The organism is Microbacterium sp. M1A1_1b (genome assembly GCF_053345565.1).
The window spans coordinates 518,232-533,532 of record NZ_JBKFAJ010000002.1; the positions used below are offsets into that span (position 1 = coordinate 518,232).

The following is a 15,301-nucleotide window of genomic DNA, read 5'->3' on the forward strand; positions in this document are numbered from 1 at the left end:
GCGCGGTCAGCCCTTCAACGCCCCCGCGGCGATGTTCGCGATGAAGTGCCGCGACCCGATGATGAACACCCCGATGAGCGGGAAGATGCTGATCACCGCGCCGGCCATCACGGCGCCGAGGTCGGTCGCGTTCACCGAGCTCAGCCCGGCCAGTGCCACCTGCAGTGTCTGTCCCCTGGGGTCGATCAGCACGATGAGCGGCCAGACGTAGTCGTTCCAGGCCGTGATGAACGTGAAGATCCCGAGGAACGCCAGACCACCGCGCAGCATGGGGACCGCGATCGACCACCACGTCCGGAAGAAGCCCGCGCCGTCGACCCGGGCCGAGTCGATGATCTCGTTCGGGATCGACCCGGTGGCGAACTGGCGCAGCAGGAAGATGCCGAACGCGTTGGCCGCTCCGGGGATGATCAGCGCCTGCAGCCCACCGATCCACCCGAGGTGCGACATGAGCACGAAGCTCGGCACCAGCGACAGGCTGCCCGGCACCAGGAAGGTCGCGAGCATCACGGTGAAGAGCGACCGCTTGAACGGGAACTCGTACTTGGCGAACGCGAACGCCGCCAGCGAGTCGAACACCATCACCAGCACCGCGGTGCTGCCCGCGACGACGACGGTGTTCAGCAGCGCCCGCAGCATGTCGACGTTCGCGAACACCGACGCCACGTTCGCCATCGCGTTGCTGCCGAACCACAGTGACGGCGGGTACCCGAAGATCTGCGCGTTCGTCGACGTGGACATGACGAGCAGCCACCAGAACGGGAAGATCGACAGGACGACGCCGATGACCAGGCAGACGTGGGTCACGAGCGTCCCGACCCAGCCGCGTCGGAACCCGCGGCGTGGGTCGTCCGCGGCGGCACCCGGACGCCCCAGTGCCGCGGCCGTGTTCGTGGTGGTCGTCGTGGGCTGTGTCGCGGTCATGCGTCGACCCCCGTGGTGGTGGTGGTGCGGGCGGGGCGGGGAGCGCGCAGGCGCCTCGGGGTCTTCAGTCCGTCGCGTTCGCTGAGCAGTCGCCAGTTGATGATCGCGAAGACCGCGGAGAAGATGAACAGCACCCAGGCGATCGCCGACCCGTAGCCGAAGTCGAACTGGCTGAAGGCCTGGTCGTACTGGTACAGCACGATCGTCATGCCGGCCTCGTCCGGGCCACCGACCGAACCACCGTTGAACAGGATCTGCGGTTCGGTGAACAGCCCGAGCCCACCGATCGTCGAGGTGATGACGGTGAACAGGATCACCGGTCGCAGCAGCGGCACGGTGATCCGCGAGAAGATCTGCCACGTGTTCGCGCCGTCGACCTTGGCGGCGTCGTACAACTCGGTCGGGATCGACTGCAGTCCGGCCAGGTAGATGATCGCGTTGTAGCCGGTCCACCGCCAGATGACCATCACGGCGATCGTCACCTTGATGCCCCAGTACGACGACAGCCACCCGACGGGGTCGGCGCCGACCGCGCGCATCGCAGCGTTCACCAGCCCGAAGCCGTCGGAGAACACCGACCCGAAGACGATCGCCATCGCGACCATGCTCGTGACGTTCGGGATGAAGAACGCCACCCGGTAGAAGCCCTTGGCGCGGATGTTGCCGTGCAGCAGGAACGCCAGCACGAGCGCCAGGAACAGCATCGGGATCGTCGACATCACCCAGATCAGGAACGTGTTGACGACGGCGTTCCAGAACCGCGGGTCGCCGAGCAGGTACTGGTACTGCGCGAACCCGACCCAGGCCGGTGCGCCGATGCCGTCCCAGTCGGTGAAGGACAGCACGATCGAGAACACGATCGGGAACAGTCCGAACACCAGGAACAGCACGTAGAACGGCGCGATCGCGACGTACTGCGGCCAGAAGCGCCGGAGCCCCCGCAACCCGCCGGTCGCCGCCGTCGTGATCGATGCCGTCGGCGTACCGACCACTGCCGGGATGCTCGTGGTCGGTGGTGCCTGCTTCGTGCTCATGCGCCGAGCCCCCGCTTCTCGAGGACCCGGTTGGTCTGGTCGACGGCGTCCTGCCACGCGCGGTCCGGGTCCTTGCCGGCCGCTTCGACGTTCGTGATCTCGGTGGCGAAGGCACTGACGAAGCGTTCCGCGTTCGAGATGTAGGTCACCGGCACGTCCTTGGCCGTGTCGCTGAAGAAGGCCAGCGGATCCTGGTCCCCGAAGAAGTCCCCGGGCTGCCGCATCAGGCCGTTCGAGAACGAACTCGGTGTCGACGGGAACAGCTGGATGTCGTTGTAGGTGTGCGACTGGACCTCGGGCGAGGTGATCCACTGCGCGAACGCGGTGGCCGCGGCCGGGTTCTTCGACGTCTTCGGGACAGCGAGGAACGAGCCGCCGCTGTTGCCGGGACGCTCGGGCTGCCGTGCGATCCGCCACTGACCACTGGAGTCCGGCGCGGTGTCGTGGATGACCTGCGTCCACCAGGCGCCCTCGATCTGTCCGGCGACCCGGCCCGACACCCAGCCGGCGTTCTGGTCGGTGCCGGACTGCAGGTTGCCCGTGATCCGCGACCGGACACAGGCGACGGCGTTGTCCCACGCCCGGCGGATGCTGCTGTCGTCGCGCTCGAACACGGGCTGGTCGTCGCGGTCGAAGTACCGCGTGGGGCTGGCGTAGACGTACTGGTTGAAGAGCTGGTTCGCCGTGATGACCGTCGCGACGTCCGACTGCTTGCGGAGCGTCGCGCCGAACCGCCGGAAGTCGTCCCACGTGCTGATCGCGTCCGAGACCTCGTCGGGGTCGGTCGGCAGTCCGGCCTTCGCCAGCACGTCCTGCCGGTAGAAGAACGCCGTGGGGCCGGTGTCGACGGGCCAGAAGCACTGCCGTCCGCTGGGGGTCCGGCCGAGCGAGGTCTTCCAGTCGTAGTACTCGTTCCGCTTCGCCGCGCCGCCGTGGTCGTCGAAGTCGGTGAACAGGTCCTCGTCGGGGAAGTACAGCCAGCAGTTCGAGTTCACCATGAGCACGTCGGGGATGAACGCGTTGCCGGCGAGTGCGGTCCGGAACTTCGTGTCGTACGCCGCGCCGCCGATCAGGTCGGGACGCAGGCGCATCGGCTGGTACCCCTGGATGCCCCGTGCCGCCTGCTGCAGGAACTTCGGGTCGAGCGACCGGTTCCAGTACCAGAGCACCAGCTCGTCGGGGTCCTTGGAGATGGCGGTGCCGGTGGAGCACCCGGCCAGGAGTGCGGTGGAAGCGAGTGCCCCGAGGGCACCTGCACCGGCGAGGAACCCCCGCCGGCTCAGACTGATCGATGGTGCTGCTGTCACTGGAGACCTGCTCTCGTCGTTGAGATCGGGTGCTGTGCGCGTTCGACCGTGAACGCTCACGGAACTGCAGCAGAGCATTGCCCGGACGACACGCCGTGTCAAGCACCGATGTCGTTGCAGGGCAGGAACGAGCGCGGTACCGTCGTCGGGACCCGCAGGACCGTGAAGGTTCACGAGACGAACAGGATCCGCATGTCAGCGCAGACCGCGACCACTTCCAGCACCCCGACCGCCGGTTCGGACCGCACCCCCGGCTGGGCCGTCCTCGGACCCGGTGGGATCGCCCGTCGCTTCCTCTCGCAGCTGCCGTCGAGCGCGGTCGGCGCGACCCTCGTGGCCGCCGGCAGCTCGGCTCCCGAGCGTGCGCAGTCCTTCGCGGACGACGCCGTCGCGCACGGCTTCACGGACGTCACGGCGACGACGTACGAGCAGGTCCTCGCCGACCCGCGTGTCGACGCCGTGTACGTGTCGACCGTGCACACCGGGCACGCCCACCTGGTGCTCGCCGCGCTCGACGCCGGCAAGGCCGTGCTGTGCGAGAAGCCGCTGGCGCCGAACCACGGCACGGCGATGGCCCTGGTCGACGCCGCGCGGCAGGCGGGCCTGCCGCTCGTCGAGGCGTACATGTACCGCTTCCACCCGCAGACGGCCGCGCTGCTCGACCTGGTCCGCAGCGGTGCGATCGGCGCCGTCACCCACGTCGACGCGTCCTTCGCGTTCCGCGCCGGGTCGCGCACGGGTCGGCTGTTCGACGTCGCGACCGCGGGCGGCGGCATCCTCGACGTGGGCGGGTACCCGGTCACGATGACGGCCGCGATCGTGCAGGCCGCCACGGGTGTCGCCGTGGCCGAGCCCACCGAGCTCACCGCGACCGGCTCGCTCGGGCCGACCGGTGTCGACGAGTGGACCACCGCCCAGCTGACCTACCGCGGTGGCGCCACCGGACCGGACACGATCACCGCGAGCGTCCGGACCGGTGTGCGCGTCGAGGACGAGAACGCCGTCACGGTGTACGGCACGACCGGACGCCTCCGGCTCTCCGACCCGTGGACGCTCGGTGACGACCCGACCATCCAGGTGGACACCGTCGACGCGGATCCACGCACGCTGTCCTTCGCGGGAGAGCACCCCTACGCACGCGAAGCCGACGCCACGACCGCGGCCCTGGCGGCCGGACAGGTGGAGGTCGCCGAGTACACGCTCGACGAGTCCCTGGCCACGGCCCGCACGCTCGACCGCTGGCGCGCGGCGATCGACCTGCGCTACCCGTTCGAGTCCGAGTCCGCCGACATCCCCACGGTCAGCGGCCGACCGCTCACCGTGCAGGACGACAACACCATGCGCTACGGCGAGGTGCCCGGCGTCGGCAAGCGCATGTCCCGCCTGGTGATGGGCGTCGACAACCAGCCCGATCTCGCGCACGCCAGTGCGATCTTCGACCTGTTCGTCGAGCGCGGTGGCAACGTCTTCGACACCGGCTACATCTACGGCGGCGGGGTGCTCGAGGGGCGCCTGGGGAAGTGGATCCAGAACCGCGGCATCCGCGAGGACGTGGTCGTGATCACGAAGGGCGCGCACACGCCGTTCTGCGACCCGGAGTCCCTCACCCGGCAGCTGCTCGAGAGCCTCGATCGCCAGGGCACCGACTACGCGGACATCTACATGATGCACCGCGACAACGAGGACATCCCCGTGGGGGAGTTCGTAGACGTCCTCGACGAGCACCGTCGCGCCGGCCGCATCCGCGTGTACGGCGGCTCGAACTGGAGCCTCGCCCGCTTCGACGAGGCGAACGCCTACGCCCGGGCGAACGGCAAGCACGAGTTCGAGGTCCTGAGCAACCACTTCGGTCTGGCCGAGGCGTACGACGTGCCGTGGGCCGGCTGCCGGCACGCGACCGACCCGGCGTCCAAGGCCTGGCTCGAGGAACGCCAGGTCCCGCTGCTGCCCTGGTCGTCCCAGGCCCGCGGGTTCTTCACGGGCCGCGCGAAGCCCGAGGACACCAGCGACGCCGAACTCGTCCGCTGCTACTACTCGGACGACAACTTCGAGCGCCTGCGTCGTGCACGCGAGCTGGGCGACCAGTACGGCGTGCCCGCGACGGCGATCGCGCTGGCCTACGTCCTCAACCAGCCGTTCCCGACGTTCCCGCTCTTCGGACCGCGTACGATCGCGGAAGCCCGGTCGTCCATGACCGGCCTCTCCGTCGACCTCACTCCCGAACAGGTGGCATGGCTGGACCTCCGCGACTGACCGACCCGGACACCGTCCCCGGGCAGCCCGCCGCAACCCAGCCCCCCGCAGCCCAGCCCGACTCCGGGCACGTTCCTGTGGGGCGCGCGACGATCATGGACGTCGCGGCGGCCTCGGGGGTGTCCCGGCAGACGGTGACGCGGGCGATGAACGGCATGTCCGGGATCAGCGCCAGCACCAAGCAGCGTGTCCTGGCCGCCGCCGAGGCACTGCACTACCGTCCGTCGCGCTTCGGCCGTGGTCTGGTGACGGGTGGTGACCACCAGCTCGGACTCGTCGTCAACGACCTGCGCAACCCGTACACGCCGCAGCTCGCCGCCGCGGTCGTCGGGCTCGCGGCCGAGCAGGGCTGGAACGTCATGCTCGCCGACGTCGACCTGGTGAGCGACCCGGACCGGATGGTCGCGGCGCTGGGCTCGCAGACGGACGTGGTGATCGGGTACTTCGGGTCACGCCGGGACCGCTGGAACGACCTGCTCGGTACGGTCCCGATGGTCGAGCTCGACCCGGCGACCGAGCCGCCGACCGGCGCGGTGTGGATCGACCCGACCGACGCGATCGAGGTGCTGGCGGACCACCTCGTCGCCACCGGGGTCCGGCACCCGGTGGTGCTCGACAACTCCGAACCCGACGTGCCCAGTGCTCGTGGTGCCCTCATGCTGGCGGCGTTGCGTCGACGTGGCTACCTTCCCGAGATCGTGCACGGTCGACACGGCACGGCCGAGTGCGGTGCCGAGGAGACCGAACGGATCCTCGGGCGTCGTCGCCGACTCGATGCGATCCTGGCCTTCAACGACGTGATGGCGCTGGGGGTGCTGTCGGCGTGCCGTCGCGCCGGCGTCGACGTGCCGGGCGACGTGCGCGTGGTCGGTGTCGACGGGCTGCCGCTCGGGGCGCTCGTGACGCCCACGCTCACCACACTGGCGGTCGACCTCGACGCCGTCGCGCGGCAGGCGCTCGACCTGGCCCTCGGGATGCTCGACCGCTCGCTGCCGCGCAGCGGCGCGTCGGTGCAGCGCACCGTGCGCCACCGGCTGCTGCTGCGCGAGTCCGCCTAGGACCGGACCACAGACGGACGGGAGGCCCGTGGCGACCCCGCCACGGGCCTCCCGTCCGTCCGTTGTTGCATTTGCAACGTCAACCGTCCAGACGGTACAGTAGAGGAGTCCTGCCGGGCCGCGTGACGACTTCCGCGCCCGTGACGCCACCTCGAAGTCCGTGGAGCACCACCATGTCCGCACTCCTCACCAGTCCCATCGCCACCCGCGTCACCGCGAGCCGGTCGCGACGGTTCCTGGCGCTCGCGGTGCTCATGATGCCCGTGCTGCTGATCTCGGTCGACAACACCATCCTGAGCTTCGCGCTGCCGTCGATCGCCCGCGCGCTCAACCCGGACGCCACCACCCAGCTCTGGATCGTCGACGCCTACCCGCTCGTGCTGGCCGGCCTGCTGGTCGTCATGGGCAGCATCGGCGACCGCATCGGCCGTCGGCGCATCCTGGTGATCGGCGCCACCGGGTTCGCCCTGCTCTCCGTCGCCGCGGCGTTCGCCACCGACGCCTGGATGCTCGTCGCCGCCCGGATCGCGATGGGCGTGTTCGGGGCGATGCTCATGCCCGCCACGCTCTCGATCATCCGCAACGTGTTCCCCGACGCCGGAGAACGCCGGATGGCGCTCGCCGTCTGGTCGACGATGTTCGCCGCCGGCAACGCACTCGGCCCGCTGGTCGGTGGAGCACTGCTGGCGCACTTCCACTGGGGGAGCGTCTTCCTGGTGGCCGTGCCGATCCTGGTCGTGATGCTCGTCGCCGTGCCGTTCTGCGTGCCCGAGTCGCGCGACCGCAACCCCGGGCCCGTCGACGTCGTGAGCATGCTGCTGTCGCTCGGCACGCTGGCGCCGATCGCCTGGGCCATCAAGTCGGTCGTGCACCCGGACGAGCGCGGTCTGGCGGTCGCGATGCTCGGTGTCGGCGTGTTGTGCGGTGTCGCGTTCGTCCGCCGGCAGCTGCGCACGCGTACCCCGATGCTCGACCTGCGCCTGTTCCGCAGCACGGCGTTCACCGGCAGCGTGCTGATGAACATGACCGCGATGTTCTCGCTGACCGGGTTCCTGTTCTTCATCGCGCAGCACCTGCAGCTGGTCGCGGGCCTCGACCCGTTCACCTCGGGCGTCGTGCTGATCCCCGGCTCGGTGCTGACCATCGTGGCGGGACTCGTCGTCGTGCCGATCGTCAACCGGGTCGCCCCGCGCTGGGTCGTCGCCGTCGCGCTGCTGTTCTCGGCCGCCGCCTACGCCCTGGTCGCCGTCCTCGGCCACCACGCGTCCATCGCGGCGCTGGCGTTCGCGTTCGTGCTGCTCGGGATCGGCATCGGCGCGTCCGAGACCGTGACGAACGACCTCATCATCTCGACCGCCCCCGCCGACAAGGCGGGCGCTGCCTCGGCGGTCTCCGAGACCGCCTACGAGATCGGCGCGGTGCTCGGCACGGCCATCCTCGGGACGATCCTGGCGACGGCCTACCGTGCGCACGTGATGGTGCCGAACGGGTTGTCCGGCACCCAGCACACCGCGGCGCAGGAGACCCTCGGTGGAGCGGTCGCCGCGGCCACGTCGCTCGGCGGACCGGCCGGGCAGGCGCTGCTCGAGTCGGCCCGCGCGGCGTTCGACTCCGGCGTCACGATCACGGCGGGCGTCGCCGCGGTGCTGATGGTCGTCGCGGCGGCCGGTGCGCTCGTGATGCTGCGGCGGCGCTGACCGCGCACCGTGCGGGGGTCGGCTTTGCAGCACGGTGCGACGTTGATCGCTGGTGCGGGGTTCGGCGCGTGGTGCGAGGTTGTTCCCGGGCACGGTGCCGTCAACCTCGCACCGGCGGCGAACCCCGCACCGTGCTCGCTCTGCGAACCGCGCACCGTGCTCGGTACGCCCCTGCGGCGCGCCCGAGGCTGTACCCGGAGTGAACCGAACCTGTGAATCGTTGACCTCCACCTTGGTTGAGGTCCTACGTTGGGACATGGCCGCGACGACCGCGACCACCCACCACGACGAGGAACGAACCACGACTCCCATGCCCGAAGCAGCACCGTCGGACGCAGCGCCGTCGACCGCCGTCCCGTCGACCATCGCCGATGCCTACAAGGCGGCGTTCCGCGGCCACCCCGCCGGCGTCGCGGTCATCACCGCCGAGGGGCCCGACGGCCCGACCGGACTGACGGCGTCGAGTGTGGCCAGCGTCGCGATCGACCCGCCCGTCCTGGTGTTCTCGCTGTCCACCAACTCGGGTTCCGCCGGCACGATCCTCGGCGCCCCGCTGTTCGTCGTGCACCTGATGGACGCCCACGGCGTCGCACTGGCCAAGCGGTTCGCCAGCACGGGCAGCCCGGCGGCCGACGACCCGGTGTGGGGAACACTGCCGTCCGGCGACCGGTACCTGCCCGCTGCCGCGTCCGCGCTGCGCTGCCGACCGCTGTCGACGACCCCGATCGGCAGCTCGACCGTCGTCGTCGCCGAGGTCCTGGACATCGTGCTCGGATCCGAACGGGGCGAGCCGCTCGTCTACCACAACCGGGAATTCCACTCCCTCACCGATCGTTCCCGGCTCTCGTGAGCTGCGGAGCACCATCCGCCAACCACTGATCGAAAGGAACCTCCATGGCTGAGTACACCCTGCCGGAGCTGCCGTACGACTACGCCGCACTCGAGCCGCACATCAGCGGCAAGATCATGCAGCTGCACCACGACAAGCACCACCAGACCTACGTGACGGGTGCGAACACCGCGCTCGAGCAGCTCGCCGAGGCCCGCGAGTCCGGCAACCTGGCCAACGTGAACAAGCTCGAGAAGGACCTGGCGTTCAACCTCGGTGGCCACGTCAACCACTCGATCTTCTGGACCAACCTCGGCCCGGACACCAAGGTGCCCGAGGGCGAGCTCGCCGCGGCGATCGACGAGTTCTTCGGCTCCTTCGAGAAGTTCCAGGCCCAGTTCACCGCCGTCGCGACGGGCATCCAGGGCTCCGGCTGGTCCGTCCTGGCCTGGGACACCGTGGGTCAGAAGCTCACCACGTTCCAGCTGTTCGACCAGCAGGCCAACGTGCCGTTCGGTCTCGTGCCGGTCTTCATGCTCGACATGTGGGAGCACGCGTTCTACCTCGACTACCTCAACGTCAAGGCGGACTACGTCAAGGCCGTCTGGAACATCGTCGACTGGGAGAACGTCGCCGCGCGCTTCGCGAACGCGAAGTCGCAGCAGTTCGTCACGCTCTGAGCGTGACCACCTGAACGACGGGAGGCCCGGTGCCAGCTGGCACCGGGCCTCCCGTCGTTCGCCGGTCCGGTCGTGTGGCGGCCGGGTCAGCCGGTCAGGACCCGGGTGTCGGGCAGACAGGGCGTCGGCTGGGTCAGCCGGTCAGGACCCGGGTGTCGGCCGCGTGCGGCGACCGGGTCAGCCGGTCAGGACCCGGGTGTCGGCCGCGTGCGGCGACCGGGTCAGCCGGTCAGGACCCGGGTGTCGGCGCACAGCGCGTCGGCGATCGCGCACAGTGCGGCGTGGACGTCGACGTGCTCGCGGTCGACGATCCGACCCCACTGCGTGCCCCGGGCCGCGAGCACCGCGGCCTGCGCCGCCCGGTCGGCATCGGCCGCGCAGCGCCCGTGCTCGACGCACCAGGCAGCCACGGCGTCGACCAGTGCACGGTGGCTGCGGTGTTCGCGGTCGCCTGGTGCGAGTGCCTCGACCGATCCGAGTTCGAACGTCAGCCGCGCGGCGAGGGCACGGTCGGGGTCGTCGAGGCCACCGAACCGCGTCGTGAACCACGCGCGCAGGCCGTCCCGGTCGGTCGTGGGGTCGAGTGGGCAGACGTCCGCGGTGTCGGCCAGGTGCTCGACCACGGCGTCGATCAAGGCGTCGCGCGTGCCGAAGTGGTAAACGATGGGGTACGCGCTCGTGCCGAGGACCCGCCCCAGACTGCGGACGGAGACGTCCTCGATCCGGGTCTCGCGGAGGTGTTGCGTGACCTTCTCGATGATCGCGGGCTTGAGGGTCGGGTCGGGCTTGCGGGGCATGGTCTCTCCGGCGGGGCGGGCTTGCGGCGATCGCGTGCGGCGCAGCGGTCGCAGCGCAGTCGCTGGAGTGCGACCAACGGTATGTTACCGCTGAAGTGTGAGTACCGGCCGTGCGCCGGGCGCGTCTCCACCTGAGGGAGCATCCAGGGCTGTTCACAAAAACCGGAGTATTGCTCGTTTTCAAGTACGATCGACCTGATGACCCTGCCTCCCGAGCGCCCTGTGCCCCCGTCCCGCCCCGGAGACCCCTCCGGCGGGCGGGCGGTCGGGGGTCGGCGCCGCGGGGCCGGGAAGCGTTTCCTGGTCGTCGGTGACGTCCTGGACGGCGTGATCGTCCACACCCGGGCCCAGGCCACCGGCGACCACGACCCGGCCGCGGTGATCCGGCACCGTCCAGCCGGTGCCGCCGGCAACACGGCGACCTGGCTCGGGTGGCTCGGCGCCGAGGTCGACCTGGTGGCGCGCGTCGGCGTGGACGACGTCTACCGCCACGAACGGTCGCTCGAGGACGCCGGGGTGCGACCCCACATCTCCTACGACGCGCGGACCACGACCGGAGCCGTCGTCTCGGTGCGCAGCGACTTCGGGCGGACCTCGATGTCCGACGGCGGTGCGAGCGCGGCGCTCGGTGCCGAGGACGTCCCGCTCGACCTGGCCCGGCGAGCGGACATCGTGCACCTGACCGGCGCCGCGATGCTCGGCGCCGGGGGAGTCGACCGGATCGCGGCGCTCGTCGACCGCGCCCGGGCCGGCGCCGCGCGCGTGTCGCTCGACCCGTCCTCCGTGGCCGTCGTCCGGTCCGTCGGTCCCGACGCGCTGCTCGACGCCCTGCAGGGTGTCGACGTGCTGCTGCCCGGACGTGCCGAGGCGGCGGCGCTGAGCGGGACGACCGACATGGACGAAGCCGCCCGGCTGCTCACCCGATCGGTGCCGCTCGTGCTCATCACCCTGGGTGCCGACGGTGTGCTGCTCGGTCGGCCGGGCCGTGCGCCGCAGCAGGTACCGGCGACCCCGGCGACCGTCGTCGACACGCTCGGCGCGGGGGACGCCTTCGCCGCGGGGTTCATCCGCGCGTGGGCGACCGACCAGGTGCGGGTCGGGTCTGCTGCACGCGAGGGGGGCCGGGTCGCGGCACGGGCGCTCGGGTTCGTGGGCGGTCGTCCGCCGGTCTGACACGGATCGGCGGGTCGGGCGCTGCAGGGTGCTGTTCTGCGCGCCGGGCGCTGCGGGCGCTGCGATGTTCGGCGTGTGCTGTCCGGCCGGGTCAGGCGTCGCGCTCGGTCGGTTCCGCCGTCACGAGCAGGGTCTGCACCAGCCCGGCAGCGAGCGGCGCGAGCCGAATCTCGACCCGCAGCCGACCCGACGACCCGGGCAGCCACCACCGCAGGTGGGTCGGCGCGGACGAGGCCTCGGCGACCGGCGCGGCGTGCAGGTCGGCGCCGATCGTGGCGACGGCGCGGGCTGCGGCAGCACGGCGGCGGTCCCACGGGACGTCCATCGGCACGTTCGGCGTGCAGCAGCGCGCGGCCGCCGAGTCGTCCGGGTCGGTCTGTTCCGGCGCGTCGTGCCACGCGATCAGCAGGCGGGACACCGCGGACTGTGCCGCTCGGGTCTCCGGCAGGACCGTGACGGGCCCTGCGGCGACCGGTCGGGCGGGTGCCGGGTGCGCGGCGGGACGGCCGAGCCCGAGCAGCACATCGTGGGCCGTCTCGGTGGCGACCGACACCTTGGCCTGGGTGGCGTTCTCGAACGCGACGACACCGAGCCCCGTGCGGACCGACCACCGCATGTGTGCGGAGAAGCCGGGGTAGCCGCCGGAGTGCGAGACGATCGGCCCGACCGTGTCGTCCTGCTCGACGAACAGCCCGAAGCCGTACCCGACCGGACGGCGGGCACTCGGGATCGCCGGTGCGGGGATCACCCGCATGGCCTGCTGCATGTGTCGGCGGTCGGCCGGCGACACCGGGCCGGAATCCGCCCGGCCCGTCCGGTCGCGGACCGACGCGAATGCCGACGACAGGTGGCGTGCCCATCGCGACAGGTCACGCACGGTGGAGAACAGTCCACCGATCGGCGAGAAGGCACCGGGGCCGCTGAGCGGGAGTGGCTCCCACGTGTCCTGGTGCGGGCGGACACCGGTGACGACGTACCCGCGGGCGTCCGCGGCACGGAACACGGTGTCGTCGAGGCCGAGCGGACGCAGGACGACCTGCGATGCGACGTCGGCGAAGGGACGACCCGCCACGACCTGGATCGCCCGACCGAGCAGCGCGTACCCGAGGTTGGAGTACGCGAAGCCGGTGCCGGGCACGCTGTCGAACAGCAGCCCGTCGCGCAGCACGGCGTCGAGCTCGGCGTCGGTGATGGACTCCTGCCGGTCGCCCCACGGGTCGTCGGTCGGGAACCCCGCGGACATCGTCAGGAGCATCCGCAGGGTCGGCACGGGGGAGTCGGCGGTCGGCAGCCCGACGTCGCCGAAGGCCGGCACGAAGTCGGTGATCGGTGCGTCGAGCGACACCCGGCCGTCGGCCTGGAGCGACAGCAGCGTCGCGGCCGTGATGCTCTTCGTACACGATGCGATGCGGTAGACCGTGTCGGCGTCCGGTGCGGTGCCGTCGCCGCGGTCACCGTGCCCGCCCGTGGCGATCAGGCCGTCCTGGTCGAACACGCCCCACACCGAACTCGGCGCCACGCCCCGCTCGACGCGCTCGCGGAACAGGGCGTCGACCTGCTCGATCGTCGTCGTGCTGACCTCGGTCATGCGTGCCGCATCTGGTCGTAGGCGTCGAGGGCCCGCTGCCGGGTCTGGCGCAGGTCGAGCATCGGCTCGGGGCGGTCTTCGTCGGCCGGCACCCAGCGCCGCACGTACTCGCGGTGCTTGTCGAAGCGCTCGAGCTGGCGGTCGGGGTTGAACACGCGGAAGTAGGGCGCCGCGTCGAAGCCCGAGCCCGCCACCCACTGCCAGTTGCCCGCGTTGTTGGCGGCATCGGCGTCGACCAGGGTGTCCCAGAACCACTGCTCGCCGATCCGCCAGTCGACCAGCATGTTCTTCACGAGGAAGCTCGCCGTGGCCAGGCGGACGCGGTTGTGCATCGCGCCCGAACTCCAGAGCTCGCGCATGCCCGCGTCGACCAGGTCGAACCCGGTGCGCCCGTGGTACCAGCGCTGGAGTTCGTCGTCCGGAGCGTCGCGCCACGGGAACGCGTCGAACTCGCGCCGCACGTTGACCGTCGCGAGCTGCTCGCAGTGGAAGTACTCGTGCCAGTTGAACTCACGCCACGCGAGCTGCCGCAGGAACGCCGGAGCCTGCTGGCGCTGGTGGGGCTCGAGCGTGCCGTGCAGCCGGTGCCACACCTGGTACGGACTGATCTCGCCCCACCGGATGTGCGGAGACAGATCGCTCGTGGCGGCCACCGCGGGCTCGTCACGCTGGTCGTAGTCCTGCAGGGCGGAGTCGACGAACGCCTCGAGCAGTGTCGCGGCCCCGTGTTCGCCAGGCGTCCACGCGTCACGCAGACCACCGGCCCAGTCGGGCTTCGTCGGCAGCAGGGCCCAGTCGGCCAGGTCGTCGCTGGCGACGTCGGGCACGGCGGGCAGCGTGCGCGGCTTGGGCAGTGGGTGTCGCGGTTCCGGCATGGCCTGCGCCGCTCGCCAGAACGGGGTGAACACCTTGTAGGGCTCGCCCGACCCGTTGAGCACCGTCCACGGTTCCCACAGCAGCGAGGCCGCGAAGCTGTGCGCGTCGATGCCGCGGTCCTTGAGCGAGGCCTTGATGCCCGCGTCGATCTCGCGCTCGACCGGTCCGTACCGGCGGTTCCAGTAGACCCCGTCGGCACCGGTGTCGGCGACGACGGCGTCGATCACGTCGGCCGCTGCCTCGCGCCGCAGCACCAGGCGCGAGTCCCGCTGTCGCAGGTCGGCGTCGAGCGACGTCAGCGACTGGTGCAACCACCACTTCGCCGCGCCGCCGAGCGGACGGATGCCGTCGCTCTGCTCGTCGAGGACGTAGACGACGGTCAGGTCGCCACCGTGGTCGATGCCCGCGCGGAGCGCCGGGTTGTCGGCGAGCCGCAGGTCGTCGCGGAGCCAGACGACGGCGCCGCTCACGCCGAGGCCGCCGCGGACAGGGACGGCACGGGCCGGCGGCCCGGCATCGGCTCGGTCGTCGCGGTGCGGAGCTTCGTGCAGAGCTCGGTGAGGGTGCGCAGCTCGGTGTCGGTCAGACCCGCACCGAGCTGTTCGGCGATGCTGGCGGCGTGCTGCACGGCGACGGCCCGGTACACGTCGAAGCCGTGCGGCGTGAGGGCCACGATGACCCCGCGTGCGTCGGTCGGGTCCGGTTGCTTCTCGACCAGGCCGCGGGTGGTGAGCCGGTCGACCAGGCGGCTCACGCTCGGCTGGGTCAGGAGCAGGTGGCCGGTCAACTCGCGCATCCGGCAGCGACGACCGGGCTGCGTGGAGAGGTTGAAGCAGACGTCGTACTCGTTGAACGAGATCTCGTCGCCGGGGAACTCGCTGTTGAGGTTCCGCATCACGCTCACCTGGGCGCGGAAGAGGGCTTCCCAGGCGGCGACGGCGATCGACCTGTCGTTCACGGTGGTGCTCCCTCTGGTCCGGTGGTCCTCCACCCTACCGACGGCCTCGGACACTCCGGCCCAGCAAGGCCCCGGGACGCACGAAGGCCGGCCGTCCTGGTGGACGACCGGCCTTCTCCCTTGCACC

At 71.0% G+C, this 15,301-nt stretch carries 13 protein-coding genes; 6 read left to right on the top strand and 7 right to left on the bottom strand.

Annotated elements, in window-relative coordinates:
- Positions 1–6: 6 nt before the first annotated feature.
- From ACLBWP_RS07130 to ACLBWP_RS07140, 3 genes are read right to left on the bottom strand one after another with little or no spacing between them, the layout of a single operon-like run.
- Positions 7–924, bottom strand: a complete 918-nt coding sequence (locus tag ACLBWP_RS07130; protein WP_447654644.1) for a carbohydrate ABC transporter permease — start codon at positions 922–924, stop codon at positions 7–9.
- Complete coding sequence (locus ACLBWP_RS07135; RefSeq protein ID WP_447654645.1) at positions 921–1,958, bottom strand: carbohydrate ABC transporter permease; 1,038 nt, start codon at positions 1,956–1,958, stop codon at positions 921–923. Before ACLBWP_RS07135 ends, ACLBWP_RS07130 begins: the two co-directional genes overlap by 4 nt.
- Positions 1,955–3,265 (bottom strand): ABC transporter substrate-binding protein, encoded by a 1,311-nt coding sequence (locus tag ACLBWP_RS07140; protein ID WP_447654646.1) that lies wholly within the window; start codon positions 3,263–3,265, stop codon positions 1,955–1,957. The genes ACLBWP_RS07135 and ACLBWP_RS07140 overlap by 4 nt, the downstream gene beginning before the upstream one ends.
- Before the next feature lie 192 nt (positions 3,266–3,457).
- On the opposite strand from ACLBWP_RS07140, the gene ACLBWP_RS07145 reads away from it, so the two are divergent.
- The 5 genes from ACLBWP_RS07145 (at position 3,458) to ACLBWP_RS07165 (ending at position 9,782) form a co-directional block, all read left to right on the top strand.
- The gene (locus tag ACLBWP_RS07145) at positions 3,458–5,518 is read left to right on the top strand and encodes an aldo/keto reductase (RefSeq protein WP_447654647.1); all 2,061 of its coding nucleotides are present in this window, start codon (positions 3,458–3,460) and stop codon (positions 5,516–5,518) included.
- Positions 5,497–6,576 (top strand): LacI family DNA-binding transcriptional regulator, encoded by a 1,080-nt coding sequence (locus tag ACLBWP_RS07150; RefSeq protein WP_447654648.1) that lies wholly within the window; start codon positions 5,497–5,499, stop codon positions 6,574–6,576. The genes ACLBWP_RS07145 and ACLBWP_RS07150 overlap by 22 nt, the downstream gene beginning before the upstream one ends.
- Before the next feature lie 173 nt (positions 6,577–6,749).
- A complete protein-coding gene (locus ACLBWP_RS07155) occupies positions 6,750–8,273 on the top strand; it encodes an MFS transporter (RefSeq protein WP_447654649.1) in 1,524 nt (507 codons plus the stop codon).
- 310 nt (positions 8,274–8,583) lie between these two features.
- A complete protein-coding gene (locus tag ACLBWP_RS07160; protein WP_243561820.1) occupies positions 8,584–9,123 on the top strand; it encodes a flavin reductase family protein in 540 nt (179 codons plus the stop codon).
- 44 nt (positions 9,124–9,167) lie between these two features.
- Positions 9,168–9,782 carry a superoxide dismutase gene (locus ACLBWP_RS07165; protein WP_243561749.1) on the top strand — a complete coding sequence of 205 codons (615 nt, stop codon included), beginning with the start codon at positions 9,168–9,170 and terminating at the stop codon, positions 9,780–9,782.
- A gap of 221 nt (positions 9,783–10,003) precedes the next feature.
- On the opposite strand, the gene ACLBWP_RS07170 is transcribed toward ACLBWP_RS07165, so the two are convergent.
- On the bottom strand, positions 10,004–10,579 hold the full coding sequence (locus ACLBWP_RS07170) for a TetR/AcrR family transcriptional regulator (RefSeq protein WP_447654650.1): 576 nt from the start codon (positions 10,577–10,579) through the stop codon (positions 10,004–10,006).
- 198 nt (positions 10,580–10,777) lie between these two features.
- Here ACLBWP_RS07170 and ACLBWP_RS07175 point away from each other — a divergent pair, with 198 nt between their 5' ends.
- Positions 10,778–11,752, top strand: coding sequence for a carbohydrate kinase family protein (locus tag ACLBWP_RS07175; protein ID WP_447654651.1), 975 nt, complete (start codon positions 10,778–10,780; stop codon positions 11,750–11,752).
- A 91-nt stretch (positions 11,753–11,843) separates the two neighbouring features.
- Here the strand turns inward: ACLBWP_RS07175 and ACLBWP_RS07180 are convergent, their stop codons facing one another.
- The 3 genes from ACLBWP_RS07180 to ACLBWP_RS07190 are packed head-to-tail and all read right to left on the bottom strand — an operon-like array spanning position 11,844 to position 15,174.
- Positions 11,844–13,340 (bottom strand): serine hydrolase domain-containing protein, encoded by a 1,497-nt coding sequence (locus tag ACLBWP_RS07180; RefSeq protein ID WP_447654652.1) that lies wholly within the window; start codon positions 13,338–13,340, stop codon positions 11,844–11,846.
- Positions 13,337–14,686 (bottom strand): cryptochrome/photolyase family protein, encoded by a 1,350-nt coding sequence (locus ACLBWP_RS07185; RefSeq protein WP_447654653.1) that lies wholly within the window; start codon positions 14,684–14,686, stop codon positions 13,337–13,339. Before ACLBWP_RS07185 ends, ACLBWP_RS07180 begins: the two co-directional genes overlap by 4 nt.
- Positions 14,683–15,174 (bottom strand): MarR family winged helix-turn-helix transcriptional regulator, encoded by a 492-nt coding sequence (locus ACLBWP_RS07190; RefSeq protein WP_447654654.1) that lies wholly within the window; start codon positions 15,172–15,174, stop codon positions 14,683–14,685. The genes ACLBWP_RS07185 and ACLBWP_RS07190 overlap by 4 nt, the downstream gene beginning before the upstream one ends.
- Positions 15,175–15,301: the final 127 nt, after the last annotated feature.